Origin of the sequence: Pseudomonas sp. BJP69, from assembly GCF_007633355.1 — a bacterium.
Classification (GTDB): Bacteria; Pseudomonadota; Gammaproteobacteria; order Pseudomonadales; family Pseudomonadaceae; genus Aquipseudomonas; species Aquipseudomonas juntendi.
In genome coordinates this window covers 5,037,328-5,062,361 of record NZ_CP041933.1, presented here as the reverse complement: position 1 = coordinate 5,062,361, position 25,034 = coordinate 5,037,328, and the positions used below count along the sequence as shown (strand labels likewise).

The following is a 25,034-nucleotide window of genomic DNA, read 5'->3' as shown; positions in this document are numbered from 1 at the left end:
CACGGGGAAACACGTCAACATGCAACTGCGCAATTCACCTTCCCGCTACGGCGTGGTCAGCATCGTCCTGCACTGGGGCGTGGCACTGGCAGTCTTCGGCCTGTTCGGCCTGGGCCTGTGGATGGTCGGCCTCGACTACTACAGCCCGTGGCGCAAAGCCGGCCCGGACCTGCACAAGAGCATCGGCCTGGTGCTGCTGGCGGTAATGCTGCTGCGTGTACTCTGGCGTTTCATCAGCCCGCCACCGCCGGCACCGGCCAACCATGGCAGCTTCACCCGCCTGGCGGCCAAATTGGGCCATCTGGCGCTGTATCTCGGGTTGTTTGCCGTGATGGGCGCCGGCTACCTGATTTCCACTGCCGACGGCGTTGGCATTCCGGTATTCGGCCTGTTCGAAGTGCCGGCGTTGATCAGTGACCTGCCCGACCAGGCAGACGTGGCAGGGGTAATCCACCTGTGGCTGGCCTGGGGCTTGGTGATTTTTGCCGTGCTGCATGGCCTGGCTGCACTCAAGCACCATTTCATCGACCGTGACGCGACCCTGACCCGCATGCTGGGCCGCAAAGCTTGACCCTCAACCTCAATTGCATAGGAAGGAACAGGATGTTGAAAAAGACTTTTGCCGCTCTGGCGCTGGGTACCGCTCTGCTCTCTGCTGGCCAGGCTATGGCTGCCGAGTACAAGATCGACAAGGAAGGCCAGCACGCGTTCGTTGACTGGAAAATCAGCCACCTGGGCTACAGCTTCATCCACGGTACTTTCAAGGACTTCGACGGCAACTTCACTTGGGACAGCGCCAAGCCTGAAGCCAGCAAGATCAGCGTCGACCTGAAAACCGCCAGCCTGTGGTCGAACCACGCCGAGCGTGACAAGCACATTGCCAGCGCTGACTTCCTGGACGTGAAAAAATACCCGGACGCCAAGTTCGTCTCCACCAGTGTGAAGTCGACTGGCGACAAGACCGCTGACGTGACTGGCGACCTGACCATGCACGGCGTGACCAAGCCGGTCACCTTCAAGGCAACCTTCAACGGTGAAGGCAAAGACCCATGGGGCGGGGAGCGTGCAGGCTTCAACGCGACCACCACGCTGAACCTGAACGACTTCGGCATCAAGGGCCCAGGCCCGGCTTCGCAAACCCTGGACCTGGATATCAGTGTCGAAGGCGTGAAGCAGAAGTAAGTATTGCGTTGCCCCTGAAAAACGCCGCCCATCGGGTAATGGCTGTCAGTTAAGTGTTACTGGGGCTGCTTTGCAGCCCTTCGCGGGCACGCCCGCTCCCACACGTTTTGCGCTGAACTCAAGAAATGCGCGATCCCCTGTGGGAGCGGGCGTGCCCGCGAAGGGGCGCAAAGCGGCCCCAACTTACTTAACTGACTGACATTAGCCCTTCGGGCGGCGATTTTTTGCTACCTGGGCTTAGCCCTTGCGGGTCAGCAGCGCCGGGCGCTCACCGCGGGGGCGGCTTGGCAGGTCATCCAGCTGCTCAGGCGTAGGGTAACGGTCGAGCTTGGATTCCTTGCGGATGATCACCGGCTGTTTTTCCGCCTGGCGCGGGTTGCGCACGGCTGGCTCCTGCCGGGCAGCATCGTCACGGGCCGGGCGACCACGGCCAGCGCCGCCATCACGACGGGCACCGCCTCCGTTGTTGGCGCGCGGCGGGCGTTTTTCGCCGCTGCTACCGCCGCTGCGCTGCTGGCCGCCGCTACGGGCCTGGCCCTGACCACCAGTGTTGCTGCGCTGACCATTGCCCTGGCCCTGACCCTGACCGCCACCCGGGCGACGATTGCGGCCCTGGCTCTTGCCCTGGTAGGGGCTGACGTAGTCAGCGCGGTTACCGAAGTTGTCGATCTCGTCATCCAGGAACTCTTCCGGGTCACGGTCGGCCGGAACCTTCGGCACGCTGGGGCTGCTGCTGGCTTGTTGCTGCTGGCGCGGCTTCTTGTCACGCGGCTTGCGCGGCTGCTGTTGCCTGTCGCCGCTCTTTTCCTTGTCGGCGGGCTTTTCAGCTGTTTGCTGCTTGGCCTTGCCTTTGTCCTTGCCCTTGTCCTTGCGGCCGCCGTTGGCGTCTTTGCCACCTTCGCCGCGGGCCTGCTGGTTACGGCCACCGCGGCCGTTGTTCTGCGGGCGCTCGCGTACTTCGGGCTTTTCGGCTTCTACCTGGCTGGCGTCGAAGCCCATCAGGTCGCCGTCGGGAATGCGCTGGCGAGTGACGCGCTCGATGCTCTTGAGCAGTTTTTCTTCATCCGGGGCGACCATGGAAATGGCCTCGCCCGAACGGCCGGCGCGGCCAGTACGGCCGATGCGGTGCACGTAGTCTTCCTCAACGTTCGGCAGCTCGAAGTTGACCACGTGTGGCAGTTGGTCGATGTCCAGGCCGCGGGCGGCGATGTCGGTAGCGACCAGTACCCGGACACTGTTGGCCTTGAAGTCGGCCAGCGCCTTGGTACGAGCGTTCTGGCTCTTGTTGCCATGGATGGCGGCGGCGGTCAGGCCGTGCTTTTCCAGGTACTCGGCCAGGCGGTTGGCACCGTGCTTGGTCCGGGTGAACACCAGCACCTGTTCCCACGCACCGAGGGTGATCAGGTGCGCCAGCAGGGCACGCTTGTGGCTGGCCGGCAGGCGATACACGCGTTGTTCGATACGCTCCACGGTGGTGTTCGGCGGGGTGACTTCGATGCGCTCCGGGTTGTGCAGGAGCTTGTCGGCGAGGTCGGTGATGTCTTTGGAGAAGGTGGCCGAGAACAGCAGGTTCTGGCGCTTGGCCGGCAAGCGGGCAAGTACCTTCTTCACGTCGTGGATAAAGCCCATGTCGAGCATGCGGTCGGCTTCGTCCAGGACGAGGATTTCAACGTGGGCCAGGTCGACCTTGCCTTGGCCGGCCAGGTCGAGCAGGCGGCCAGGGCAGGCGACCAGTACGTCGACACCCTTGGCGATGGCCTGGATCTGAGGGTTCATGCCTACGCCGCCGAAGATGCAGGCGCTGACCAGGGGCAAGTCGCGGGCATACACCTTGAAGCTGTCATGCACCTGGGCGGCCAGTTCGCGGGTCGGGGTCAGTACCAGCACGCGGGGTTGGCGCGGGCCATGGCGCTGCGACTTGTCGGGGTGGCCGGCCGGGAACAGGCGCTCGAGAATCGGCAGGGCAAAACCGCCGGTCTTACCAGTACCAGTCTGGGCGGCAACCATCAGGTCGCGGCCTTGCAACACGGCGGGAATGGCCCGCTGTTGCACGGGGGTCGGCTGGGTATAGCCCGCAGCTTCGATAGCGCGGACAAGAGCCTCGGAGAGACCGAGGGAAGCAAAGGACATGGGCGATCCTGTTCTCGTTTGGGCTGGGCCCGTATGGGATGTTCTGCCTGGCGCGACGGGCATCGTCGGGATGCGATCGCGTCCGGTCCAGCTGGGCTTTCACTGCACATCCGGGAAACGGAGGGTGGACGCGAAGGTGCGCCAGTGCCGATCGGGATGCCTGTTGCGAGGCCGAGCGTCCGGGCGTGAGCCGGGCGGGAAGGCCCGAGTATAACAGAGCTATCGCGCTGTGCTGCTTTCCTGCTGCTCAACGGCGTTGAGAATGTTTTTGGTGTCGCCTGTGTAGCGGTTGCTGATCGCCGTATAGGCCGCTTCCTGCTTGAAACGCCGCAGTTCTTCGGCAAACGCCTCGGCCAGTGCCTCGCGGCCCGGCTTGCGCACCAGGGCCAGGTACTGGTGCTGGCGCCTGACCACCAGTGGCAGCGCCTCGACCTGCCGTTGCAGGCCCAGCTGCTGCGCCAGGTAATGGCCAGCCTTGCGGTCGGTGATCGCCAGGTCGACACGGCCCAGCATCAGCTTGCCGAAATTGGCTTCGTGGGTGGGCGCGGCTTCGCGCTTGAAGTAGGTGGCCCCGCTGAAGGCTGCGCCATAGGTGTAGCCGGGCGAGGTGCCGACGGTAAGCCCGGCCAGGTCTTCCAGCTGGTTGACCACGTGGCGGCGCACACTGGCCTGGAACAGGATGAACTCGACCTCCGACATGGGCTCTGGCGCGTAGACCAGGTAGGGCTGACGCGACTCGGTCTGGAAAATATCGACAATACCGTCGGCCAGGCCTTGTTCGACCATTGCCAGGCAACGCTTCCACGGCAGGAACTGCCATTCCACCTCGACCCCGAGGCGGGCGAACACCAGGTTGGTCACTTCGTAGTCGATGCCGCGTGGATGGCCGTCCTGCTGGTACACGTAGGGTGCCCAGTCGTCGGAGACCAGGCGCAAGCGTTCGCCCAGGGCCAACGGGCTCAGGCAAACGAGCAGCAGGATCCAGAACAGCCGGGCGATGTTGGGCATGCCGGGAGATTACGCGCTCGGCCGGTGCAAGGCCAGAGGGCAGGGCACCGGGCCATTCAAGCGTGGGAAGACCTGAGCAGGTGATGCTCGATGTCCTTGCGTCGTTCCCCCAGCGACAAGCGCAGCCCGGGGTGGCGCAAGCACTGGCGCAGGCGCTCGGGGTCGGTGGGGCCGTGGCGGGCATTGAGGTTTTCCAGGGCCTTGTCCCACCAGGCCGACGCGCAGGCGCGGTCGAACTCGTTGGCGTAGGGGTAGCAGCCGTACAGCAACTCACGGGCAAACTGACGTTCCTGGGGCGGAAGAGTCAGGCTCAATGCCTTGTAGCCCAGGCGGTGCAAGGCCGGTGGCCGGGGCAACTGGTCGTTGACCAGGGCGACGTCGGCCAGCGCTGCCGGGCTGAGTGGATGTTGCCCATGTTTGGCCAGCCAGGCCTGGATCTTGGCGCGGAACTGCGCCTTGCGGCTCCAGTAATGGTGAATGACGTCGGAGCATGCCGCCAGCTGCAGGTGACCATGGGCCGCGACTGCCAGGCAGAATTCTTCCAGGGTGTAGGCCTCGCGCGCCAGCGGGTAGAGCGTGTCCATCAGGTCGATGGAGCGGTCCAGGGTGCCCGCGTCGGCGGCAGTGAGGCCGATCACCCCGGAGTTGACCAGGGGCATCTGGCAGTCGGCCAGGCCGCGGGACTGCAGAGGGCCCAGCAGGTTTTTATACAGCAGGCACTTCGGGTTCGCCCCATAGTGCGGGCCGATGGTGTTGCACAGCAGCTTGCCTGGCGCGACCCGGTCGAACAGTTGCAGTGGTGACTTGCGGAAAAAGGTATCGGTGTCGATCAGCACGGCCAGCGGGTGCTGGCGCAGTACCTGGCGCAACAGCACATGCTTGCTGCGAAAGTGGTAGCCGTGCGGGGCGTTCCAGGCTTGGCGCGTGGCCTCGTCCAGTACATGAGTGGTGACCGGTAGCCCGGCATAGGGTTGCGGGTTGTCGGTGTAGACCTGGATGTCCATGACGCTGCTGGCGGTGCCGCCGAGCTGGGCAAGGGCGCTGATGATGCTGAAACAGGCTTCCTGATGATAGGTCGCGGGGCCAAAAGCCAGGTAGACGAGCTGTGGGCGAGATGGCTGGGGATGCTGCATGGCAGGCAAGACCTGTGTAACCCAAAAAAGAACAAGGCCTTAGTCTATGACCAAAGCCTTAATCATTTCTTAAGCAGACATTGCCAAAAAGTTTCAGCGCGGCAGCTTGAGGTTGTTCCACAGCGCCAGGCTCGCCTCGGCCTGGTTCAGGGTGTAGAAGTGCAGGCCCGGTGCGCCGCCTTGCAGCAGTTGTTCGCACATGCGGGTGATGACTTCTTCGCCGAAGGCCTGGATGCTTGCGGTGTCATCACCGTAGGCTTCCAGCTGCTTGCGGATCCAGCGCGGAATCTCGGCGCCACAGGCATCCGAGAAGCGTGCCAGTTTGCTGTAGTTGGTGATTGGCATGATGCCCGGCACCACCGGGATATCCACGCCCAGCTTCTGCGCGCGCTCGACAAAGTAGAAGTAGCTGTCGGCGTTGAAGAAGTACTGGGTGATGGCGCTGTCGGCACCGGCCTTGACCTTGTGTACGAAGTTGCCCAGGTCGGCCTCGAAGTTACGCGCCTGTGGGTGCATTTCGGGGTAGGCAGCCACTTCCAGGTGGAAGTGATCGCCGGTTTCCGTGCGGATGAACTCGACCAGGTCGCTGGCGTAGCGCAGTTCGCCGGAGGCCATGCCCATGCCCGACGGCAGGTCGCCGCGCAAGGCCACGATGCGCTTGATGCCGGCGGCCTTGTACTCGGCCAGCAGGGCGCGCAGTTCAGCCTTGGTGTCGCCCACGCACGACAGGTGAGGGGCGGCCGGTACCTGTACTTCGCTTTCCAGCTGCAGCACGGTGTTCAGCGTACGGTCGCGGGTCGAACCACCGGCACCATAGGTGCAGGAGAAGAAGTCCGGATTGCAGGCAGCCAGCTGGCGGGCTACACCCATCAGCTTTTCGTGACCGGCATCGGTCTTGGTCGGGAAGAACTCGAAACTGTAGCGGCGTTCTTGTGACATCAGGCGTTCCTCTGGCAGCAAGCTGCAAGCGGCGAGCTGTAAGTTGCAAGCTTCAAGCTGCAAGTAAAAGCCAGATCGGTGATGGCCGGTCTGGCTTGGTCATCGTTCAAGGTTCAAGAGGCTGGAGCTACAAGCTGCGGTCTGCTTCTGCTTGCAACTTGCAACTTGCAACTTGCTGCTAGCAGCTCCAACCCTGCCGCTTAGTAGCGGTAAGCGTGCGGCTTGAACGGGCCTTCGACGGTCACGCCGATGTAGTCGGCTTGCTGTTTGGTCAGCTGGGTGACCACGCCGCCGAAGCCGCGGACCATTTCCAGGGCCACTTCTTCGTCGAGCTTTTTCGGCAGCACTTCCACGGTCAGGCGCTCGGCCTTCTTCTCGGGCGACAGGTCGGCGAACTTCTGCTCGAACAGGAAGATCTGGGCCAGGACCTGGTTGGCGAACGAACCGTCCATGATGCGGCTTGGGTGGCCGGTGGCGTTGCCCAGGTTTACCAAGCGGCCTTCGGCCAGCAGGATCAGGTAGTCGTCGTTCTGCGGGTCGAAGCTGCCGGCACCGGTGCGGTGGATCTTGTGCACCTGCGGCTTGACTTCTTCCCAGGCCCAGTTCTTGCGCATGAAGGCCGTGTCGATCTCGTTGTCGAAGTGGCCGATGTTGCACACCACGGCACGCTTCTTCAGGGCCTTGAGCATGTTGGCATCGCATACATTGACGTTGCCGGTGGTGGTCACGATCAGGTCGATCTTGCCCAGCAGGGCTTTATCGATGCTGGCTTCGCTGCCGTCGTTGATACCGTCGATGAACGGCGATACCACCTCGAAGCCGTCCATGCAGGCCTGCATGGCGCAGATCGGGTCGACTTCGGTGACCTTGACGATCATGCCTTCCTGGCGCAGCGACTGCGCCGAACCCTTGCCCACGTCGCCGTAGCCGATCACCAGCGCCTGCTTGCCCGACAGCAGGTGGTCGGTACCACGCTTGATGGCGTCGTTCAGGCTGTGACGGCAGCCATACTTGTTGTCGTTCTTGCTCTTGGTGACCGAGTCGTTGACGTTGATTGCCGGGACTTTCAGCTCGCCCTTGGCCAGCATGTCCAGCAGGCGGTGCACGCCAGTGGTGGTTTCTTCGGTCACGCCGTGCACGCGGTCCAGTACCTGCGGGTACTTCTTGTGCAGCAGCTCGGTCAGGTCGCCACCGTCGTCGAGGATCATGTTGGCGTCCCATGGCTGGCCATCCTTGAGGATGGTCTGCTCCAGGCACCACTCGTACTCTTCTTCGGTTTCACCTTTCCAGGCGAACACCGGGATACCGGCAGCGGCGATGGAGGCGGCGGCCTGGTCCTGGGTGGAGAAGATGTTGCAGGACGACCAGCGCACTTCGGCACCCAGGGCTACCAGGGTTTCGATCAGCACGGCGGTCTGGATGGTCATGTGGATGCAGCCCAAAATCTTCGCACCCTTGAGCGGTTGCTCGGCCAGGTACTTGCGACGCAGGCCCATCAGCGCAGGCATTTCCGATTCGGCGATGATGGTTTCGCGACGGCCCCAGGCGGCCAGGGAGATGTCGGCGACTTTGAAATCGGTAAAACCAGCAGGCATGTTTGCAGCGCTCATGAGAGCCTCCATTCGTAGTGTGCGAATGGGCGCCGTTGTGCGTTAAGCGCCCGCGAGAGCGAGCAACGCCCCATCCGAGCCTGACAGGCCTAGCCTGCTGCAGCGCCCCTCGGACAGGTGGCGGGCATGGCACCGCTGTGGGCAACCATGTGAAACGGCGCAGATTATAGCTGTGCCTGCCGGCTTGCCCAAGGTTTTCTGTCGATTAATCGCGACGATAGTCGATGTGCAATGGAGCGATCGCAGTTGCTCTGCCATCATGGGCGCACGTTAGCCAAGCAGGTCAGGAGTACTGATGAACTTTCACACCCGCAAGTGGGTTAAACCCGAAGACCTCAACCCCAATGGCACCCTGTTCGGTGGCAGCCTGTTGCGCTGGATCGACGAAGAGGCGGCGATCTACGCCATCGTGCAGCTGGGCAACCAGCGCGTGGTGACCAAGTACATGTCGGAAATCAATTTCGTCAGTGCCTCGCGCCAGGGCGACATCATCGAGCTGGGCATCACTGCGACGGAGTTCGGCCGCACCTCGATCACCCTCAAATGCGAGGTACGCAACAAGATCACCCGCAAGAGCATCCTGACCGTGGACAAGATGGTCTTCGTCAACCTGGGTGAAGACGGCTTGCCGGCGGCCCATGGGCGAACCGCGATCAAGTATGTGCAGGACCAGTTCCCGGATTCTGCCGTCGAGTGATCGTATGGGGCTGCGCTGCAGCCCATCGCCGGCAAGCCAGCTCCCACAGGGATCGCATCAGGGCTGACAGGTGTTTGTCACAAGATATGCAGCGGCGAGCACTTGGCAACCCTGACGCGATCCCTGTGGAAGATTCTATGGTTCCTGGCAAGGGTAGCCGGAGCATCTTCAGCGCCTGTGAGATCGAGCGCCGCCCGCGCGGCGCAATCGCGAGCTGCGCTCGCTCCTACGTTTGTTACGGGCCAGTAACGCCTGTGACAGGCGCGCGCGGCCGCCTTGTTTGTATGGCGCGATATTGAGGCATGCACCAAGGCGTTCGCGCGCGAATCCCACAGGAATAATTGGCCCGAAACAAACGTAGGAGCGAGCGCAGCTCGCGATTGCGCCGCGCGGGCGGCGCTCGCTCTAACAGGCGCTGCCATACCTTGTGGCAAACACCTGTCAGCCATGACGCGATCCCTGTGGGAGCTGGCTTGCCGGCGATGGGCCGCAGAGCGGCCCCGGCATTCTCAAGGCTGGGCGCTGACCTTGCGCACCACCCGGCCGATGCTCAAGCCCTGCACCAGGATCGACGACAGCACCACGATGTAGGTAATCGACAGCAGCAGGTCGCGCTCATCGCCCAAGGGCAGCGACAGCGCCAGGGCCACCGAGACCCCGCCACGCAAGCCCCCCCAGGTCAGTACCCGCACCGTGCCTTTGGGCACCGGCCGCCAGCGCCGCAACAGCACGATGGCCGGGGCCACGGTCAGCAACCGCGACAGCAGCACCGCCAGCGCCAGCACGCCGCCAGCGGCCAGGTGCATCCAGTTGAACGGCAGCAGCAACAGCTCCAGGCCGATCAGGGCGAACAGCAGCGCATTGAGCATGTCATCGATCAGCTCCCAGAAACCGTCCATGTAGCGGCGGGTCATGTCGTTCATGGCCAGGTTGCGCCCCAGGTTGCCGATGATCAGGCCCGCCACCACCATGGCGATCGGCGCCGACACGTGCAGCTCGTAGCACATCGCCGAGCCGCCGATCACCAGTGCCAGGGTCAGCATGACCTCGACCTGGTACTGCTCCACGCTCTTGATCATGCGGTAAGTGGCGTAGCCGATCAGGCCGCCGAAGAGCACGCCGCCAATGGCCTCGCGGGCGAACAGCACCGCCGTGTCGCTGATGCTTGGGGTTTCGCCCAGCTGGATGATGCCCAGCAACACGGTGAATACCACCACGGCGGTACCGTCGTTGAACAACGACTCGCCGACGATGGTGGTCTTCAAGGGTTTTGGCGCATTGGCCGTACGCAGCGCGCCGAGCACGGCAATCGGGTCGGTCGGTGAAATCAGTGCACCGAACAGCAGGCAGTAGATCAGCGGAACCTGCCAGCCGAACATGGCAAATACCCAATGCGACAGGTAGCCGATGACCACGGTGGCAATCAGCACGCCCACGGTCGCCAGTAGCCCGATTGGCCAGCGGTAGCTGCGCAGGTCGGTGAGGTTGACGTGCAGGGCGCCGGCAAACAGCAGAAATGCCAGCATCCAGTGCATCAGCAGGTCATTGAAGTCGATCTGGTTCATCAGGCCTTCGACGCGCTCTTCCAGGCCAGGGAAGCCGATCAGGCTCAGGCCTTGCAGCATCAGGGAAAACAGCAGCGCCGTGACCATCACGCCGATGGCGGGCGGCAGGCCGATGAAACGGTAGTTCACATAGGTGAGGAGGGTGGTCAGGCAGATAAACGCGGCAACTAATTCAAGCATCCCGAATCCTGTAACAGTGGCTTCCAAGTCGTAACCCGAATGGCTCGAGCAGTTCTTTGATGACCTGGCGAGGGGTTCGGGACACAGCCTTTGACCGAATTCGTTGCGAACGTTCCCACTCTGGGGCCCGCGATTGGCCGCACAATGGCCCGCGAACGCTCTATATTCACAGCCACGAAAGCCATGAGGAAAACAAGACGTGCTGGCAACATCCTTGGTGCTGGTCGCCGCGCTGCTGCACGCGACCTGGAACACCCTGATCAAATTCAGCGGCGAGCGGCTGCTGGTCATTGCCAGCATGGACACCGTGGCCTTGGCCTTCGCCGTGCTGGCGCTGCCGTTCGTGCAACTGCCACCGGCCAGTATCTGGCCGTGGCTGCTGGCTTCGGCGCTGGCCGAGCAGCTGTACCGCTACCTGCTGATCCAGGCCTACCGGGTGGGTGACCTGGGCCTGGTCTACCCTCTGATGTGCGGGTTGTCGCCGCTGGTGGTGCTGGGCTTGACCCTGGCGTTTGCCGGGGAGTCGCTGAGCCAGCAGCAGATCATCGGGATCCTGCTGATTCCGTGCGGCATGGCCTGCCTGCTGTGGCAGGGCGGCGGCGGTGACCGGCTGCCCTGGGCGATGCTACCGGTGGTGGCCCTGATCGGCCTGTGCATCGGGTGCTACACCTGGTTCGACGGGCAGGCCGTGCGCCTGTGGGGCAAGCCGTGGGATTACCTGGTGTGGCTGACCCTGCTCAGTGCCTGGCCATTCCCGCTACTGGCCAGTGTGGCGCGGCGTGCGCCCTTCGTAGCGTTCTGGCGCAGCCAGTGGCGCCTGGGGCTGGCGGTAGGGTTCTGTGTGCTGTTCAGCTATGCGCTGGTGCTGTGGGCCATGCACCTGGGCTCTGTGGCCGAAGCTGCGGCATTGCGGGAATTGAGCGTGGTGCTGGTGGTGTTACTGGGGATGCGCTACCTCAAAGAACCTTTTGGCGGCCCAAGACTCCTAGCTTGCGGGCTGGTGCTGGCCGGCATGCTGGTAATGAAGCTCTGACCTGAAGACTGAACAAGGAGTCCTGCCTATGACCGTCGCTTTGTGGTGCATCCTGATCGCGCTGTTCCTGCCGCCGCTGTGTGCCTTGATCGCCAAGGTCAGCAGTGGCCGCTTTGGCATGCGGGACAACCATGACCCGCGTGCCTTCCTCGATACGCTGTCCGGGCTGCCACGCCGCGCGCATGCTGCGCAGCAGAACAGCTACGAGGCATTCCCGGCGTTCGCCGCAGCCGTGCTGGTGGCAGACATTGTCGGCAATGCCGAGCAGGTGACCCAGGATGTGCTGGGGGTGATGTACATCACCAGCCGGCTGCTCTACATCATTTGCTACCTGGCCGACTGGGCTGCCTTGCGCTCGCTGGTATGGCTGGCCGGGCTGGCGATCATCGTGGCGTTCTTCGTGGTTTCCATCTGAAGGCCTGCGTGGGCCCTGTGGCGCGGCTGAAGCCGCCCCCGCAGGGCCCGCGCAACGTCAAAGAACCTTGGGCACCTCTGGCAGCGGCTGGCCCTTGGGCCAGAGCATCCAGATCTGCCCTTGCTGCTTCATGTTCCCCGCCAACTCGCCGGCCTCGGGCCCGGTACCCCAGAACAGGTCGGCACGCACTTCGCCAGCAATGGCGCCGCCCGTGTCCTGGGCGCCAACCGGGCGCACCACCGGCGAGCCGTCGGGGCGCGTGGTGGACAACCACAACAGGCTACCCAGAGGGATCACCTTGCGGTCGATGGCCACGCTGTAGCCTGCGGTCAGCGGTACGTTCAGCGAACCGCGCGGGCCCTCGTTGCTGTCCGGGCGGGTGCTGAAGAACACGTAGCTTGGGTTGCTGGCAAGCAACTCCGCGACGCGCTGGGGGTTCGCCTGGGCCCAGGCATGGATGGCGCCCATGCTCACCTCGTCCTTTTTCAACTGGCCCTGCTCGACCAGCCAGCGACCGATCGGCCGGTAGGGGTGGCCGTTCTGATCGGCATAGCCCAGGCGCAGCTGGCGGCCATCTTCCAGCTGGATTCGGCCTGAGCCCTGGATCTGCAGGAACTGCAGGTCCATCGGGTCGCTCAGCCAGGCCAGCACGGGGGCTTTCACGCCGTCACGGTTGATCACCTCGGCGGTGTCGTAAGGCTTGAGCACCCGGCCCTCGAGGCGACCACGCAAGCGCTTGCCCTTGAGTTCGGGGTACACGCTGGCCAGGTCGACGACGATCATGTCCTCGGGCACGCCGTAAACCGCCACATGGTTGGTTTTCGATGGGCTCAGGCTGCCGGGGTAGACCGGTTCGTAGTAGCCGGTGATCAGGCCGTTGGCGTTGTTCTCGGCCGAGCGCAGGCCGTAGACCTCCAGGTTCTGCTCCAGGAAGGTGCGCACCTGCGCGGCACTGGCCTGGGCGCTACCCGCCGCTTCGCAGGTCGCGGCCCAGACCGGGTCGCGCTTGAGTTTTTCGCAACCGCTGCGCCAGGCGTAGAACCCGGCCAGCAAGTCTTCGTCACTGACTGCGGGCAGGTCTTTCCAGGTGGCGGGGGCGTAGGTGGCTACCGCATGCGGCTCGGGCTTGGCGCTCTCGCCGCCATTGCAGCCAGCCAGCAGGGCCAGTACCGGGAATGTCCAGGCCAGGTGGCGCAGGGCAGATTTCATGTGTGCATTCCTGTGGTGGGTGAACATGAAGATTCGCCCCTGTTTTTTATGTGGCTATTGGTGTTTGGCTGCGGGGCAGCGATACTGGCCGCCCCTTTTCGCAGGCCGAAGTGAGCGTCATGTTGAAGCGATTGACCGTTGTAGTGCTGGCAGCAGTGGCCCTGGGTGCAGCCTTGAGTGGTTGCGAGCGGGTTGACCCCAACTCGCCGCTGGGCAAGCGCAAGGTCATCTTCAAGGACATGCTCAAGACCAGCGAAGACCTGGGCGGCATGTTGCGTGGCCGGCTGCCGTTCGATGGGGTGAAGTTTGCCGGCGGTGCGCTGCAACTGGACAACCTTTCGCACCAGCCGTGGCAGCACTTCCCGCAGGTACGCGATGGCGGTGACAGCAGTGCCCGTGCCGAAGTGTGGGAGCGCCAGGCGCGCTTCCATGAGCTGGCCCGGCAGCTGGAAGGCGTGACCGGCGAACTGGTCGATGTGACCCGCACGCAGCCGCTGGACCCTGCGCAACTGAAAGCGCCGATGGACAAGGTCGAGGCGGCCTGCAAGGCCTGCCATAGCGAGTTCCGCAATCATTAAGGGCTGTGCTGTTTGCACAAACCTGAGGCTCCCACAAAGACCGCACTTGCAAGTCAGATACCTCAGCGGTCGAGATCGTCTACTGCTTCCTGCAGCTCTTTGCGCGACTCGGCGAGTTTGTCCTTGCGCTTGTTGATCTTCTCGGCGTCGCCCTTTTTCTCGGCTTTCTTCAGGTCTTTTTCGCGCTGCGCCACTTCATGACGGGCGTCGAGCACCTTTTGCTCGCGTTCCTTGCGCAGGCTTGCGTCGGTGCAGTTGTCGACCCCGCGCAGCGCTGCTTCCAGGCCGGCGACCTGGTCGCTGTTGCCGTGGTCACGGGCAATCTTCAGCTGGTTCTCGATGGCGCTGCGCTTGGCGGCGCAGCCAGTCAGGCCGGCATCCGGCTGGGCAGCCTGGGCGGTGCCTGCGGCCGTCGCAATGGTCGCGAGCAGGAAAAGGGTGGAAATACGTTTCATGAAAAGCCTCCTGGACGGGGCGGGGCAGCAAAAAATTAGGGTGAAATCCTGCCTTGGTTTTGTCCTTTTAGAAACCCTTGCCGGGTATTTCCGCTTGAATCTCAGGAATTTCCTACAGGCTAATTGGTAAAAAATCATTGCTTAGGGCGCTCAAAGCCTTCGATACCGTGCTCGCCCAGCTGCGTTGCTATGGCTCGAACCTCGGCGGCTGCAAAAAAATCCACCAGTTGTCGTGCGCGCTTTTCGCCAATGCCGGGTAATGCCTGCCAGGTGTCAGCCGTGCGGGCCGCCAGTGCTTGCCAGTCGCCGGTGATCTGCATGCCATTGGGTAGGGGAGCGCCCAGCCCCCGCAGCCACTGGTCAAACGACCGGGTGCGGGCATCGTTGAAACTGCTGCGCAACTGGGCTGCCGTTCGCTCACTGATTCCTGCAACCTCGCTCAGGCGTGTGGCATCCAGTTGCAGCCAGTCAGTGAGCGAGGTTGCCAGCCCGGCTGCGACCAGCCGGCGCCAGGTGCCCGGCCCGGTGCGCGGCAGGGCCAGGCCGTGCTTGCCGCTCAGCCACGCCAGGCGGGCAATGAACTGTTCTTCACAGCCCACGCTGGCCTGCCAGCAACTGTGGGCGTGATACTGGCCGGCTGCCGGTGCCGCTACCGGCACGCGCTCGACAGCGCGGTGTACCACCTGCTCCAGGCGCGGAATGGTCAGCCCGGCCAGGCTCACCGCCACCTGGTCCCCAGGGCGAATGTCCAGGCTGTGCCAGCGCGCCAGCGAACCCATGCTCACTTGCGTGACCCGTCGGTTGTCGAGGGTTACCGGCAGCAGGTGCAGCACGGGCGTGACCCGCCCGGTACGACCGACCCGAAAGCGCACGTCGCGAACTTCGGCCAATGCTTGCATGTACGGGTACTTCCAGGCGGCGAGCCAGTACGGTGCCTTGGCCTGCCACCGTTCAGCGGGTGGCCGGCTACCCTGGCGCAGCACCACACCATCGCTGGCGAAGGGCAGGGCAGCGTGGTACCAGTGTTCACGCCATTGGGCCGCCTCATCCAGCGTATTGATGGCAACGCTGTAGCGCTGGCTGTCGGCAAAGCCCAGCTGTGCCAGCTGCGCGAGGCGTTCTGCCTGCTGCTCGGGGCCTTGCGGCCAGTCCCAGACGAACAGGCCCACCGCCTCGCCTTGTTCGCTGCTCAGGCGCTTGCGGGCGAGTAACCCGGCCACGGTATCGCGCGCCTTGGCGCCGCCCGCCTGGGCCTGAACATGCGCGTTCAAGCGCAGGTACAGCTCACCCTGCAACTGCAGGTCCATGGCCTGCGGCAGCTGGCGGGTGATGCTACCCAGTTGGGGGATGTGGCGGCTCCAGTCGTGCCCTTGGGCGCCGTTGCCCCGGCTGATCAGCTGCACCAGGCGGCCCTCTCGGTAAATGAGCGACACCGCCACGCCATCGACCTTGGGCTGGACCCAGACATCGGCCTTGCCGGCCAGCCAGCGCTGCACGGCGTGGCGGTCGTGCAGCTTGTCGATGCCCGTGTGGGGAATGGGGTGGGGTACCGGGCCGCCCGCGTTGGCCAGGGGCGCAGGGCCACCGGCCAGGCCGAAGCACTGCTGCAACTGCGCGAGGCGTTGGCGGCTCTGGTCATAAAGCTCATCAGGTACCAAGGCAATGCCTTGGCGATGGTAGTGGTCGTCCCAGCTGCCAAGGGTTTTTCGCAGTTGGGCAACCTCGCTGGCGACTTGCTGGGGGTTCCAGCCGGGGCATGAGCTGGCGTGCGCCAGTGGCGCGGCGAGCACCCCCAGCAGGGTGATGAACAGCATGAGCGGCATGGCCTGCATCCTTGCATGGCGGGTTGGCCCCTCAGCGTAGGCAAGCTGGCAGGCATTGCCGGTAAGCGATTGTGAGTCGATATGTCATGAAAAAGCCCCTGCCGATCGCTCGGCAGGGGCTTTCGTCCAGCGCTGCAGGAAAACTTACAGGCCAGCAGCGTCACGCAGCGACTGGGCGCGGTCGGTACGCTCCCAGGTGAAGGTGGTGAAGGTGTCGTCGCCGACAGTCTTCTGCTGCGGGGTACGGCCGAAGTGGCCGTAGGCAGCGGTTTCCTGGTACATCGGGTGCAGCAGGTCGAGCATGGTGGTGATCGCGTACGGGCGCAGGTCGAAGCACTCGCGCACCAGCTGGATGATCTTCTCGTCGGAGACCTTGCCGGTACCAAAGGTGTTGATCGAGATGGAGGTCGGCTGGGCCACGCCAATGGCGTACGACACCTGAATCTCGCAACGCTCGGCCAGGCCGGCGGCGACGATGTTCTTGGCCACGTAGCGGCCGGCGTAGGCGGCGGAGCGGTCGACCTTGGACGGGTCCTTGCCGGAGAACGCACCACCACCGTGACGCGCCATGCCGCCGTAGGAGTCGACGATGATCTTGCGGCCGGTCAGGCCGCAGTCGCCCACCGGGCCACCGATGATGAAGTTGCCGGTCGGGTTGATGTGGTACTGGGTACCTTTGTGCAGCAGTTCGGCAGGCAGGGTGTGCTTGACGATCAGCTCCATCACCGCTTCTTGCAGGTCTTTCTGCGAAACCTCAGGGTTGTGCTGGGTCGACAGTACCACCGCGTCGATGCCTACGACCTTGCCGTTTTCATAGCGGCAGGTGACCTGCGACTTGGCATCCGGGCGCAGCCATGGCAGCAGGCCGGACTTGCGTGCTTCGGCCTGGCGCTCGACCAGGCGGTGCGAGAAGCAGATAGGCGCCGGCATCAGCACTTCGGTTTCGTTGCTGGCATAACCGAACATCAGGCCCTGGTCGCCGGCGCCCTGGTCTTCCGGCTTGGAGCGGTCGACGCCCTGGGCGATGTCTACCGACTGCTTGCCGATGATGTTCATCACGGCGCAGGTGGCGCCGTCGAAGCCGACGTCGGAGCTGTTGTAGCCGATATCGATGATGACTTTGCGCACCAGGTCTTCCAGGTCGACCCAGGCCGAGGTGGTGACCTCGCCGGCGATGATGGCGACACCGGTCTTGACCAGTGTTTCACACGCTACGCGGGCGTATTTGTCCTGGGCGATGATGGCATCGAGGACTGCGTCCGAAATCTGGTCGGCGATCTTGTCCGGATGCCCTTCGGACACGGACTCGGAGGTGAAAAGGGAGTATTCGCTCATCTCGAAGGTTCCTGAAATTTACCGATGGTGTATGTCGCCAGCCGTGCGCTGGAAGTGCCGGACCTGGATCTGGAAACCGTTGCGCAAGCCCACGTACAGGCTGTCCGCATGGGCCAGCCCGGCCGCGTTGGCCCAGCGGGCCAGGTCGTCCTGTTCAAAGCCAAGCCACAGGTCGCCGCAGGCTTCGCGGGCCCACCCCTGGTCATGGCTGCACAACTCGGTGACCAGCAGGCTGCCGCCTGCCTTCACCCGTTTGGCCAGCTGGCGCAAGGCCAGGGCCGGGTCGCTGAAATGGTGCAGTACCATGTTCAGCACAACGCAGTCGGCGGCCACATCCGTGGCACCCAGTGCATCGGCCAACTGCAGGGTCACATTGTCGAGCCCCTCGCGCTGGCACACCTGGCGCGCCAGTTCGAGCATGGTCGCGCTGTTGTCCAGTGCAGTGACGTGGGCAAAGCGCCGGGCCAGGTCGGGTAGAAAACCACCGTCGCCGGGGCCGACTTCCAGGGCACTGGCCGCCGGGTCGAAATGCAGCTTGTCGAGCAGCGCCAGCAGGCTCTCGCGGTACTGCGGCAGGCCGGCGATCAGGTCTTGCTGGGCGCGGAACTTTTCTTCCACGCGCAGGAAGAAGTCCTGGCTGGTGACCGCGCGGCGTTGCTGGACCTGCGCGATGCGCGCCTGCACATCGGCCGGCAGGGCCAGGGCATCCACCTCTTCCAGCAGCGCCGCGTGCAGCCGGCCACCCAGGCGCAGGCTGTCGGGCAGGGCGCGGCGGTAGAAGATGGCATTGCCTTCACGGCGGGTAGCGACCAGCTCTGCCTGGGCCAGCACCTTGAGGTGGTGGCTCATGCCCGACTGCCCGATGCCGAAGATCTGGGCCAGCTCCAGTACACCGAACGAGTCGTTGGCCAGGGCTCGCAGCACGTTCAGGCGCAAGGCGTCGCCACTGGCCTTGCACAGGGCGGCCAATGTTTCGCATTGCTCGGGGATCGATTGCACACGGAGGTTCATGGGCGGGCAGTCTAGTCAGGCATTGGTGCCCTAGCAAGGCCAATATCAAAAAGTTTTGATATTGGCGATGAGTTGCAGCCTTCAAACTGCACGCTACAGGCTCCAGAGCAGTCCGGCTCGTCCCCTGCTTCTTTCTTGAAGCTTAAAGCTGGCCGCTTGGCGCTTAAATGTTTGCCCCAAGCCCCCCAGTGGGCGAAAATGGTCGTCTTTTTCGTGACACCACCTCTACAAGCCCCCCAGGAGACCAGCGATGCCCAGCCGTCGTGAACGTGCCAACGCCATTCGCGCCCTCAGCATGGATGCCGTGCAAAAGGCTAATAGCGGCCACCCAGGTGCCCCCATGGGCATGGCGGATATCGCCGAAGTACTGTGGCGTGACTACCTGAAACACAACCCGAGCAACCCGCACTTCGCCGACCGCGACCGCTTCGTGCTGTCCAACGGCCACGGCTCGATGCTGATCTACTCGCTGCTGCACCTGACCGGCTACGACCTGTCGATCGACGACCTCAAGGCCTTCCGTCAGCTGCACAGCCGCACCCCGGGCCACCCGGAATACGGCTACACCCCGGGCGTGGAGACCACCACCGGCCCGCTCGGCCAGGGTATCGCCAACGCCGTGGGCTTCGCCCTGGCAGAAAAAGTGCTGGCTGCCCAGTTCAACCGTGACGGCCACACCATCGTCGACCACAACACTTATGTGTTCCTGGGCGACGGCTGCATGATGGAAGGCATCTCCCACGAAGTCGCCTCGCTGGCCGGCACCCTGGGCCTGAACAAGCTGGTCGCCTTCTACGACGACAACGGCATCTCCATCGACGGCGAAGTGCACGGCTGGTTCACCGACAACACCCCGGCGCGCTTCGAAGCCTACAACTGGCAGGTGATCCGCAACGTCGACGGCCATGACGCCGACGAGATCAAGACCGCCATCGAAACCGCCCGCAAGAGCGATCGCCCGACCCTGATCTGCTGCAAGACCACCATCGGTTTCGGTTCGCCGAACAAGCAGGGCAAGGAAGACTGCCACGGCGCACCGCTGGGCAACGACGAAATCGCCCTGACCCGCCAGGCCTTGAACTGGAATTACGGCCCGTTCGAAATCCCGGCCGACATCTATGCCGAGTGGGATGCCAAGGCTGCCGGTGCCCAGGTCGAAGCCGAGTGGAACCAGCGCTTCGACGCCTACGCCAAGGCTTACCCGGAGCTGGCTGCCGAGTTCAAGCGCCGTACCCGCGGCGAACTGCCGGCCGACTTCAGTGCCAAGGCCCAGGCCTACATCGAAGAAGTGGCTGCCAAGGGTGAAACCATCGCCAGCCGCAAGGCCAGCCAGAACGCCCTGAACGCCTTCGGCCCGCTGCTGCCCGAGTTCCTCGGCGGTTCGGCCGACCTGGCCGGCTCCAACCTGACCCTGTGGAAGGGCTGCAAGGGCGTCGAGGCCAATGACGCCAGCGGCAACTACGTGTTCTATGGCGTACGCGAGTTCGGCATGACCGCCATCATGAACGGTGTTGCCCTGCACGGCGGCCTGGTGCCTTACGGCGCGACCTTCCTGATGTTCATGGAATACGCCCGCAACGCCGTGCGCATGTCGGCGCTGATGAAGCAGCGCGTGATCCATGTGTATACCCACGACTCCATCGGCCTGGGCGAAGACGGCCCTACCCACCAGCCGATCGAGCAGCTGACCAGCCTGCGCAGCACGCCGAACCTGGACACCTGGCGCCCGGCTGACGCCGTTGAATCCGCTGTGTCCTGGAAAAACGCCCTGGAGCGCAAGGACGGCCCTTCGGCGCTGATCTTCTCGCGCCAGAACCTGCAGCACCAGGCGCGCAGCGCGCAGCAGATCGCCGACATCAGCCGTGGTGGCTATGTGCTCAAGGACTGTGCAGGCGAGCCTGAGCTGATCCTGATCGCTACCGGTTCGGAAGTGGGCCTGGCGGTTCAGGCCTTCGACAAGCTGACCGAGCAGGGCCGCAAGGTGCGCGTGGTTTCCATGCCGTGCACCAGCGTGTTCGATGCCCAGGATGCTGCCTACAAGCAGTCCGTGCTGCCGCTGGAAGTGGGCGCGCGCATCGCCATCGAAGCCGCCCACGCCGACTTCTGGTACAAGTACGTCGGCCTGGAAGGCCGCGTGATCGGCATGACCACCTACGGTGAGTCGGCGCCGGCTTCGGCCCTGTTCGAGGAGTTCGGCTTCACCCTGGAGAACATCCTCGGTACTGCCGAAGAGCTGCTGGAAGACTGATGTAACCCGGGAGGGCAGTGACGCCCTTCAGGTCGTGCAAGGGGAGGGCTTTGCCCTCCATCGCGACGCAAGGCCGCTCCCACAGGGTACTGCGCATGCCGCACCCTGTGGGAGCGGCCTTGCGTCGCGATGGGCCGCCACGCGGCCCCAACCGCCATCATGCGTTAGCGAGCCAACGAATGCCCCACCTGCGTCCCTACAAAGTTGCACTCAACGGTTATGGCCGTATCGGCCGCTGTGTCCTGCGCGCGCTGTTCGAGCGGGGGGCGAAGGCCGGTTTCGAGATCGTTGCGCTGAATGACCTGGCCGACCAGGCCAGCTTGGAGTACCTGACTCGCTTCGACTCCACCCATGGCCGCTTCCCTGGCCAGGTGAAGGTCGACGGCGACTGTCTGCATATCAATGGCGACTGCGTGAAAGTCATGCGCAGCGCCACCCCCGAAGGCATCGATTGGGCTGCCCTGGGTATCGACCTGGTGCTGGAGTGCTCCGGTGCCTACAACACCCGCGCCGACGGCCAGCGCTTCCTCGATGCCGGTGCCCCGCGCGTGCTGTTCTCCCAGCCCATGGCCAGCGAGGCCGATGTCGATGCCACCGTGGTCTATGGCATCAACCAGGCTTGCCTGACCGGCCAGGAGCGGCTGGTTTCCAATGCCTCCTGCACCACCAACTGCGGCGTGCCCCTGTTGCGTGTGCTGGACCAGGCGTTCGGCATCGAGTACGTGCAGATCACCACCATCCACTCGGCGATGAACGACCAGCCGGTGATCGACGCCTATCACCACGAAGACTTGCGCCGCACCCGTTCGGCCTTCCAGTCGGTGATACCGGTGTCCACTGGTCTGGCGCGCGGTATCGAGCGCCTGCTTCCGGAACTTGCCGGGCGAATCCAGGCCAAAGCGGTACGCGTGCCGACCGTCAACGTGTCTTGCCTGGACATCACCCTGCAGACCGCCCGCGACACCAGTGCCGCCGAGGTCAACCGGGTGCTGCGCGAGGCCGCGCTGGACGGCCCGCTGAAAGGCTTGCTGGCCTACACCGAGCTGCCGCATGCCAGCTGTGATTTCAACCATGACCCGCATTCGGCGATCGTCGATGCCAGCCAGACGCGTGTTGCCGGGCCCCGCCTGGTCAACCTGCTGGCCTGGTTCGATAACGAATGGGGGTTCGCCAACCGTATGCTCGACGTTGCCGAACACTATCTGCACGTCGTTCACCCAACCCGCAATAAACAGCCCTGAAGGACTGCATTCATGACCGTGTTGAAGATGACCGACCTCGACCTGCAAGGTAAGCGCGTACTGATCCGCGAAGACCTCAACGTGCCTGTGAAGGACGGTGTGGTAACCAGCGACGCGCGCATCCTGGCAGCGCTGCCGACCATCAAGCTGGCCCTGGAGAAGGGCGCGGCGGTAATGGTCTGCTCGCACCTGGGCCGCCCGACCGAAGGCGAGTTCTCTGCCGAAAACAGCCTCAAGCCGGTTGCCGAGTACCTGAGCAAGGCCCTGGGCCGCGAGGTGCCGCTGGTTGCCGACTACCTGGGCGGCGTCGCGGTGCAGGCCGGTGAGCTGGTGCTGTTCGAGAACGTGCGCTTCAACAAGGGCGAGAAGAAGAACGCCGACGAGCTGGCCCAGCAGTACGCTGCGCTGTGCGACGTGTTTGTCATGGACGCGTTCGGCACCGCGCACCGCGCCGAGGGCTCGACCCACGGTGTGGCCAAGTTCGCCAAGGTTGCAGCTGCAGGCCCCCTGCTGGCTGCCGAGCTGGATGCCCTGGGCAAAGCCCTGAAGGCGCCGGCCAAGCCGATGGCGGCCATCGTCGCCGGCTCCAAGGTTTCCACCAAGCTGGACGTGCTGAACAGCCTGAGCGCGGTCTGCGACCAGCTGATCGTCGGTGGTGGCATTGCCAATACCTTCCTGGCCGCTGCCGGCCACCCTGTCGGCAAGTCGCTGTACGAGCCGGACCTGGTCGACACGGCCAAGGCCATCGCTGCCAAGGTCAATGTGCCGCTGCCGGTTGACGTGGTGGTCGCCAAGGCGTTCGCCGAAGATGCCGAAGCCACCGTCAAGGCCATCGCCGATGTTGCTGCCGACGACATGATCCTAGACATCGGCCCGCAAACCGCAGCCCAGTTCGCCGAGTTGCTGAAGTCGTCGAAGACCATCCTGTGGAACGGCCCGGTCGGCGTGTTCGAGTTCGACCAGTTCGGCAAGGGTACCCAGGTGCTGGCCAAGGCCATCGCCGACAGCGACGCGTTCTCCATCGCCGGTGGCGGTGACACCCTGGCGGCCATCGACAAATATGGCGTTAGCAAGGAAATCTCCTACATTTCTACCGGTGGCGGCGCGTTCCTCGAGTTCGTCGAGGGCAAGGTCCTGCCAGCCGTGGCAATCCTGGAAGAGCGGGCCAAGGCCTGATGACTTCGGCGCCTGGCAAAGGGAGTGGCCTGATGGTCAAGCAATTGCCTGTGATGCTGCTGGCGGGTCTGCTGAGCGCGTGCTCCGGCAGCCCGGCTTCGCCTGACGACCCGGCGCAGCCGCCCAAGGGCGGCTGCTACCAGTCCGAGTGGCAGGCCGAGACCGTGCCGGTGATCAGCAAGCGTGTGGGCCCGGAAGGCCTGGAAAAGTACGACGAAGACCACCAGCGCAAGGCGCCGGGTTGCCCTTGATCGGGTAACTGGCAACCTGAAGGCTGATTTGTGGTCTTGGAAAGGGGCCGCTGTGCGCCCTTCGCGGGCAAGCCCGCGAAGGGCTGCAAAGCAGCCCCAAATCGAGGAAACTGAATGAAAGCGCTTTTGGCCGTGACGGTCCTGGCGACACTGGCAGGCTGCTCACTGCTGCAGCCGGCGCAACCCGCCCCGGCAGACAACTGGACCCGCTGGGTCTGCGATACCCAGGCCGAGGTGCTGTGGCGCTTCGCCGATGCCCAGCGTGACCAGGTCGACGTGCGCCTGGGCGGTGGTGACCAGGTTTACCGGCTCAAGGCCGAACCAGGTGCTTCGGGCGCGCTGTACAGCGATGGCATGCTGGCCTTCCACACCAAGGGCGAAGAAGGCCTGGTGTACTGGGTGGCAACCAACGATCTGATTGGGCGGGGCTGCAAGGCACCGTGACTGGCCGGGCCGCAATGGCGGCCCACACTACTTGAACAGCAACCGCCCCTGCGGCAGGCTTGCACGAAACATACGACGCTTGTCGGGAGAGAGATACACAATGGCACTCATTAGCATGCGCCAGATGCTGGACCACGCCGCCGAGTTCGGTTACGGCGTACCAGCTTTCAACGTCAACAACCTCGAGCAGATGCGCGCCATCATGGAAGCGGCCGACAAGACCGACTCCCCGGTGATCGTGCAGGCCTCGGCCGGTGCCCGCAAATACGCCGGCGCCCCGTTCCTGCGCCACCTGATCCTGGCTGCCATCGAAGAATTCCCGCACATTCCGGTGTGCATGCACCAGGACCATGGCACCAGCCCTGATGTCTGCCAGCGCTCGATCCAGCTGGGCTTCAGCTCGGTCATGATGGACGGCTCGCTGGGCGAAGACGGCAAGACCCCGACCGACTACGAATACAACGTGCGTGTCACCCAGCAGACCGTGGCCATGGCGCACGCCTGTGGCGTTTCGGTAGAAGGCGAGCTGGGCTGCCTGGGTTCGCTGGAAACCGGCATGGCCGGTGAAGAAGACGGTATCGGTGCCGAAGGTGTTCTGGACCACAGCCAGATGCTGACCGACCCGGAAGAAGCCGCTGATTTCGTCAAGAAGACCCAGGTCGATGCATTGGCCATCGCCATTGGTACCAGCCACGGTGCCTACAAGTTCACCAAGCCGCCAACCGGTGACATCCTGGCCATCGAGCGTATCAAGGAAATCCACAAGCGCATCCCCAATACCCACTTGGTGATGCACGGCTCCTCGTCGGTACCGCAGGAGTGGCTGGCGATCATCAACCAGTACGGTGGCGAGATCAAGGAAACCTACGGCGTACCGGTTGAAGAAATCGTCGAAGGCATCAAGTACGGCGTGCGCAAGGTCAACATCGACACCGACCTGCGCCTGGCTTCCACCGGTGCCATGCGCCGCCACATGGCCATGCACCCGAGCGAGTTCGACCCTCGCAAGTTCTTCGCTGAAACCGTGAAGGCCATGCGTGATGTGTGCATCGCCCGTTACGAAGCGTTTGGCACTGCAGGCAATGCCTCGAAGATCAAGCCGATCTCCCTGGAAGGCATGTTCCAGCGCTATGCCAAAGGCGAGCTGGCGGCCAAGGTCAACTGATCGAACCGTTGAGCGTTATAGAAAGACCCGCAGAAATGCGGGTTTTTTTTGCTTGGCATTCAGGCCTTGGGAGCGATTTGGCGGCCCCCGGCATCAGGCTCACAGTCATGTTGCAAAGCTACCGTTAGTCGACTAATTTCTTCGTCCATGGCTTATTGCCATGCCTTGCATTGCGTCTTTCGTAGCCACGGCTAGAGTTAAGCTCG

Annotated in this window: 23 protein-coding genes and 1 riboswitch; of the genes, 12 read left to right on the top strand and 11 right to left on the bottom strand. The window is 63.7% G+C overall.

Annotated features, from left to right (window positions below; genetic code table 11):
- The first annotated feature begins 19 nt into the window (after positions 1-19).
- Positions 20-571: a cytochrome b gene (locus FPB55_RS23655; protein ID WP_009682830.1), complete on the top strand. Its 552-nt coding sequence runs from the start codon at positions 20-22 to the stop codon at positions 569-571.
- Positions 572-603: 32 nt separating this feature from the next.
- Positions 604-1,182 carry a YceI family protein gene (locus FPB55_RS23650; RefSeq protein WP_009682831.1) on the top strand — a complete coding sequence of 193 codons (579 nt, stop codon included), beginning with the start codon at positions 604-606 and terminating at the stop codon, positions 1,180-1,182.
- Between the two features lie 237 nt (positions 1,183-1,419).
- On the opposite strand, the gene FPB55_RS23645 is transcribed toward FPB55_RS23650, so the two are convergent.
- From FPB55_RS23645 to ahcY, 5 genes are all read right to left on the bottom strand, one after another.
- Entirely contained in the window at positions 1,420-3,312 is a 1,893-nt protein-coding gene (locus FPB55_RS23645) for a DEAD/DEAH box helicase (RefSeq protein WP_009682832.1), read from the bottom strand.
- A gap of 219 nt (positions 3,313-3,531) precedes the next feature.
- Complete coding sequence (locus FPB55_RS23640; RefSeq protein WP_009682833.1) at positions 3,532-4,320, bottom strand: transporter substrate-binding domain-containing protein; 789 nt, start codon at positions 4,318-4,320, stop codon at positions 3,532-3,534.
- A gap of 56 nt (positions 4,321-4,376) precedes the next feature.
- Positions 4,377-5,453, bottom strand: coding sequence for a hypothetical protein (locus tag FPB55_RS23635; RefSeq protein ID WP_009682834.1), 1,077 nt, complete (start codon positions 5,451-5,453; stop codon positions 4,377-4,379).
- A gap of 93 nt (positions 5,454-5,546) precedes the next feature.
- Positions 5,547-6,392 carry a methylenetetrahydrofolate reductase [NAD(P)H] gene (metF, locus tag FPB55_RS23630; protein WP_009682835.1) on the bottom strand — a complete coding sequence of 282 codons (846 nt, stop codon included), beginning with the start codon at positions 6,390-6,392 and terminating at the stop codon, positions 5,547-5,549.
- A 200-nt stretch (positions 6,393-6,592) separates the two neighbouring features.
- Positions 6,593-8,002 (bottom strand): adenosylhomocysteinase, encoded by a 1,410-nt coding sequence (gene ahcY / locus FPB55_RS23625; RefSeq protein WP_029887594.1) that lies wholly within the window; start codon positions 8,000-8,002, stop codon positions 6,593-6,595.
- 20 nt (positions 8,003-8,022) lie between these two features.
- A riboswitch (S-adenosyl-L-homocysteine riboswitch) is annotated at positions 8,023-8,119 on the bottom strand.
- Between the two features lie 178 nt (positions 8,120-8,297).
- On the opposite strand from ahcY, the gene FPB55_RS23620 reads away from it, so the two are divergent.
- On the top strand, positions 8,298-8,699 hold the full coding sequence (locus FPB55_RS23620; protein ID WP_009682837.1) for a hotdog domain-containing protein: 402 nt from the start codon (positions 8,298-8,300) through the stop codon (positions 8,697-8,699).
- A 509-nt stretch (positions 8,700-9,208) separates the two neighbouring features.
- Here FPB55_RS23620 and FPB55_RS23615 read toward each other — a convergent pair.
- Positions 9,209-10,444 (bottom strand): sodium:proton antiporter, encoded by a 1,236-nt coding sequence (locus tag FPB55_RS23615; RefSeq protein WP_029886258.1) that lies wholly within the window; start codon positions 10,442-10,444, stop codon positions 9,209-9,211.
- 199 nt (positions 10,445-10,643) lie between these two features.
- On the opposite strand from FPB55_RS23615, the gene FPB55_RS23610 reads away from it, so the two are divergent.
- Positions 10,644-11,477 carry an EamA family transporter gene (locus tag FPB55_RS23610; protein WP_144189444.1) on the top strand — a complete coding sequence of 278 codons (834 nt, stop codon included), beginning with the start codon at positions 10,644-10,646 and terminating at the stop codon, positions 11,475-11,477.
- A 28-nt stretch (positions 11,478-11,505) separates the two neighbouring features.
- Positions 11,506-11,892 (top strand): MAPEG family protein, encoded by a 387-nt coding sequence (locus FPB55_RS23605; protein ID WP_009681388.1) that lies wholly within the window; start codon positions 11,506-11,508, stop codon positions 11,890-11,892.
- Between the two features lie 57 nt (positions 11,893-11,949).
- On the opposite strand, the gene FPB55_RS23600 is transcribed toward FPB55_RS23605, so the two are convergent.
- A complete protein-coding gene (locus FPB55_RS23600; RefSeq protein ID WP_047149952.1) occupies positions 11,950-13,101 on the bottom strand; it encodes an MltA domain-containing protein in 1,152 nt (383 codons plus the stop codon).
- Positions 13,102-13,220: 119 nt separating this feature from the next.
- Between FPB55_RS23600 and FPB55_RS23595 the strand changes: the two genes are divergently transcribed.
- On the top strand, positions 13,221-13,679 hold the full coding sequence (locus FPB55_RS23595; protein WP_029886256.1) for a cytochrome c: 459 nt from the start codon (positions 13,221-13,223) through the stop codon (positions 13,677-13,679).
- Between the two features lie 62 nt (positions 13,680-13,741).
- Here FPB55_RS23595 and FPB55_RS23590 read toward each other — a convergent pair whose 3' ends face one another.
- The 4 genes from FPB55_RS23590 to FPB55_RS23575 form a co-directional block, all read right to left on the bottom strand.
- A complete protein-coding gene (locus FPB55_RS23590; protein WP_144189442.1) occupies positions 13,742-14,134 on the bottom strand; it encodes a DUF1090 domain-containing protein in 393 nt (130 codons plus the stop codon).
- Positions 14,135-14,268: 134 nt separating this feature from the next.
- Positions 14,269-15,957: an NAD-dependent DNA ligase LigB gene (gene ligB / locus FPB55_RS23585; RefSeq protein ID WP_144189440.1), complete on the bottom strand. Its 1,689-nt coding sequence runs from the start codon at positions 15,955-15,957 to the stop codon at positions 14,269-14,271.
- Positions 15,958-16,101: 144 nt separating this feature from the next.
- Positions 16,102-17,292 (bottom strand): methionine adenosyltransferase, encoded by a 1,191-nt coding sequence (gene metK, locus FPB55_RS23580; protein ID WP_009681381.1) that lies wholly within the window; start codon positions 17,290-17,292, stop codon positions 16,102-16,104.
- An 18-nt stretch (positions 17,293-17,310) separates the two neighbouring features.
- Positions 17,311-18,303, bottom strand: coding sequence for a metalloregulator ArsR/SmtB family transcription factor (locus FPB55_RS23575; protein WP_009681380.1), 993 nt, complete (start codon positions 18,301-18,303; stop codon positions 17,311-17,313).
- Between the two features lie 250 nt (positions 18,304-18,553).
- On the opposite strand from FPB55_RS23575, the gene tkt reads away from it, so the two are divergent.
- The 6 genes from tkt (at position 18,554) to fba (ending at position 24,828) form a co-directional block, all read left to right on the top strand.
- On the top strand, positions 18,554-20,551 hold the full coding sequence (gene tkt, locus FPB55_RS23570; RefSeq protein WP_029886254.1) for a transketolase: 1,998 nt from the start codon (positions 18,554-18,556) through the stop codon (positions 20,549-20,551).
- Between the two features lie 179 nt (positions 20,552-20,730).
- Positions 20,731-21,792 (top strand): erythrose-4-phosphate dehydrogenase, encoded by a 1,062-nt coding sequence (epd, locus tag FPB55_RS23565; RefSeq protein ID WP_144189438.1) that lies wholly within the window; start codon positions 20,731-20,733, stop codon positions 21,790-21,792.
- 12 nt (positions 21,793-21,804) lie between these two features.
- Positions 21,805-22,968, top strand: coding sequence for a phosphoglycerate kinase (locus FPB55_RS23560; RefSeq protein WP_009681377.1), 1,164 nt, complete (start codon positions 21,805-21,807; stop codon positions 22,966-22,968).
- Positions 22,968-23,219, top strand: a complete 252-nt coding sequence (locus FPB55_RS23555) for a hypothetical protein (RefSeq protein ID WP_047149951.1) — start codon at positions 22,968-22,970, stop codon at positions 23,217-23,219. Before FPB55_RS23560 ends, FPB55_RS23555 begins: the two co-directional genes overlap by 1 nt.
- Positions 23,220-23,333: 114 nt before the next feature.
- Complete coding sequence (locus tag FPB55_RS23550; RefSeq protein WP_009681374.1) at positions 23,334-23,663, top strand: MliC family protein; 330 nt, start codon at positions 23,334-23,336, stop codon at positions 23,661-23,663.
- Between the two features lie 100 nt (positions 23,664-23,763).
- A complete protein-coding gene (gene fba, locus FPB55_RS23545; RefSeq protein WP_009681373.1) occupies positions 23,764-24,828 on the top strand; it encodes a class II fructose-bisphosphate aldolase in 1,065 nt (354 codons plus the stop codon).
- The last annotated feature ends 206 nt before the right edge of the window (positions 24,829-25,034 follow it).

Excerpts from the sequence above, each read along its gene's own strand:
- FPB55_RS23655 (WP_009682830.1), top strand. The coding sequence starts at position 20 with ATGCAACTGCGCAATTCACCTTCCCGCTACGGCGTGGTCAGCATCGTC.
- FPB55_RS23650 (WP_009682831.1), top strand. The coding sequence starts at position 604 with ATGTTGAAAAAGACTTTTGCCGCTCTGGCGCTGGGTACCGCTCTGCTC.
- FPB55_RS23645 (WP_009682832.1), bottom strand. The coding sequence starts at position 3,312 with ATGTCCTTTGCTTCCCTCGGTCTCTCCGAGGCTCTTGTCCGCGCTATC.
- FPB55_RS23640 (WP_009682833.1), bottom strand. The coding sequence starts at position 4,320 with ATGCCCAACATCGCCCGGCTGTTCTGGATCCTGCTGCTCGTTTGCCTG.
- FPB55_RS23635 (WP_009682834.1), bottom strand. The coding sequence starts at position 5,453 with ATGCAGCATCCCCAGCCATCTCGCCCACAGCTCGTCTACCTGGCTTTT.
- metF (WP_009682835.1), bottom strand. The coding sequence starts at position 6,392 with ATGTCACAAGAACGCCGCTACAGTTTCGAGTTCTTCCCGACCAAGACC.
- ahcY (WP_029887594.1), bottom strand. The coding sequence starts at position 8,002 with ATGAGCGCTGCAAACATGCCTGCTGGTTTTACCGATTTCAAAGTCGCC.
- FPB55_RS23620 (WP_009682837.1), top strand. The coding sequence starts at position 8,298 with ATGAACTTTCACACCCGCAAGTGGGTTAAACCCGAAGACCTCAACCCC.
- FPB55_RS23615 (WP_029886258.1), bottom strand. The coding sequence starts at position 10,444 with ATGCTTGAATTAGTTGCCGCGTTTATCTGCCTGACCACCCTCCTCACC.
- FPB55_RS23605 (WP_009681388.1), top strand. The coding sequence starts at position 11,506 with ATGACCGTCGCTTTGTGGTGCATCCTGATCGCGCTGTTCCTGCCGCCG.
- FPB55_RS23600 (WP_047149952.1), bottom strand. The coding sequence starts at position 13,101 with ATGAAATCTGCCCTGCGCCACCTGGCCTGGACATTCCCGGTACTGGCC.
- FPB55_RS23595 (WP_029886256.1), top strand. The coding sequence starts at position 13,221 with ATGTTGAAGCGATTGACCGTTGTAGTGCTGGCAGCAGTGGCCCTGGGT.
- FPB55_RS23590 (WP_144189442.1), bottom strand. The coding sequence starts at position 14,134 with ATGAAACGTATTTCCACCCTTTTCCTGCTCGCGACCATTGCGACGGCC.
- ligB (WP_144189440.1), bottom strand. The coding sequence starts at position 15,957 with ATGCCGCTCATGCTGTTCATCACCCTGCTGGGGGTGCTCGCCGCGCCA.
- metK (WP_009681381.1), bottom strand. The coding sequence starts at position 17,292 with ATGAGCGAATACTCCCTTTTCACCTCCGAGTCCGTGTCCGAAGGGCAT.
- FPB55_RS23575 (WP_009681380.1), bottom strand. The coding sequence starts at position 18,303 with ATGAACCTCCGTGTGCAATCGATCCCCGAGCAATGCGAAACATTGGCC.
- tkt (WP_029886254.1), top strand. The coding sequence starts at position 18,554 with ATGCCCAGCCGTCGTGAACGTGCCAACGCCATTCGCGCCCTCAGCATG.
- epd (WP_144189438.1), top strand. The coding sequence starts at position 20,731 with ATGCCCCACCTGCGTCCCTACAAAGTTGCACTCAACGGTTATGGCCGT.
- FPB55_RS23560 (WP_009681377.1), top strand. The coding sequence starts at position 21,805 with ATGACCGTGTTGAAGATGACCGACCTCGACCTGCAAGGTAAGCGCGTA.
- FPB55_RS23555 (WP_047149951.1), top strand. The coding sequence starts at position 22,968 with ATGACTTCGGCGCCTGGCAAAGGGAGTGGCCTGATGGTCAAGCAATTG.
- FPB55_RS23550 (WP_009681374.1), top strand. The coding sequence starts at position 23,334 with ATGAAAGCGCTTTTGGCCGTGACGGTCCTGGCGACACTGGCAGGCTGC.
- fba (WP_009681373.1), top strand. The coding sequence starts at position 23,764 with ATGGCACTCATTAGCATGCGCCAGATGCTGGACCACGCCGCCGAGTTC.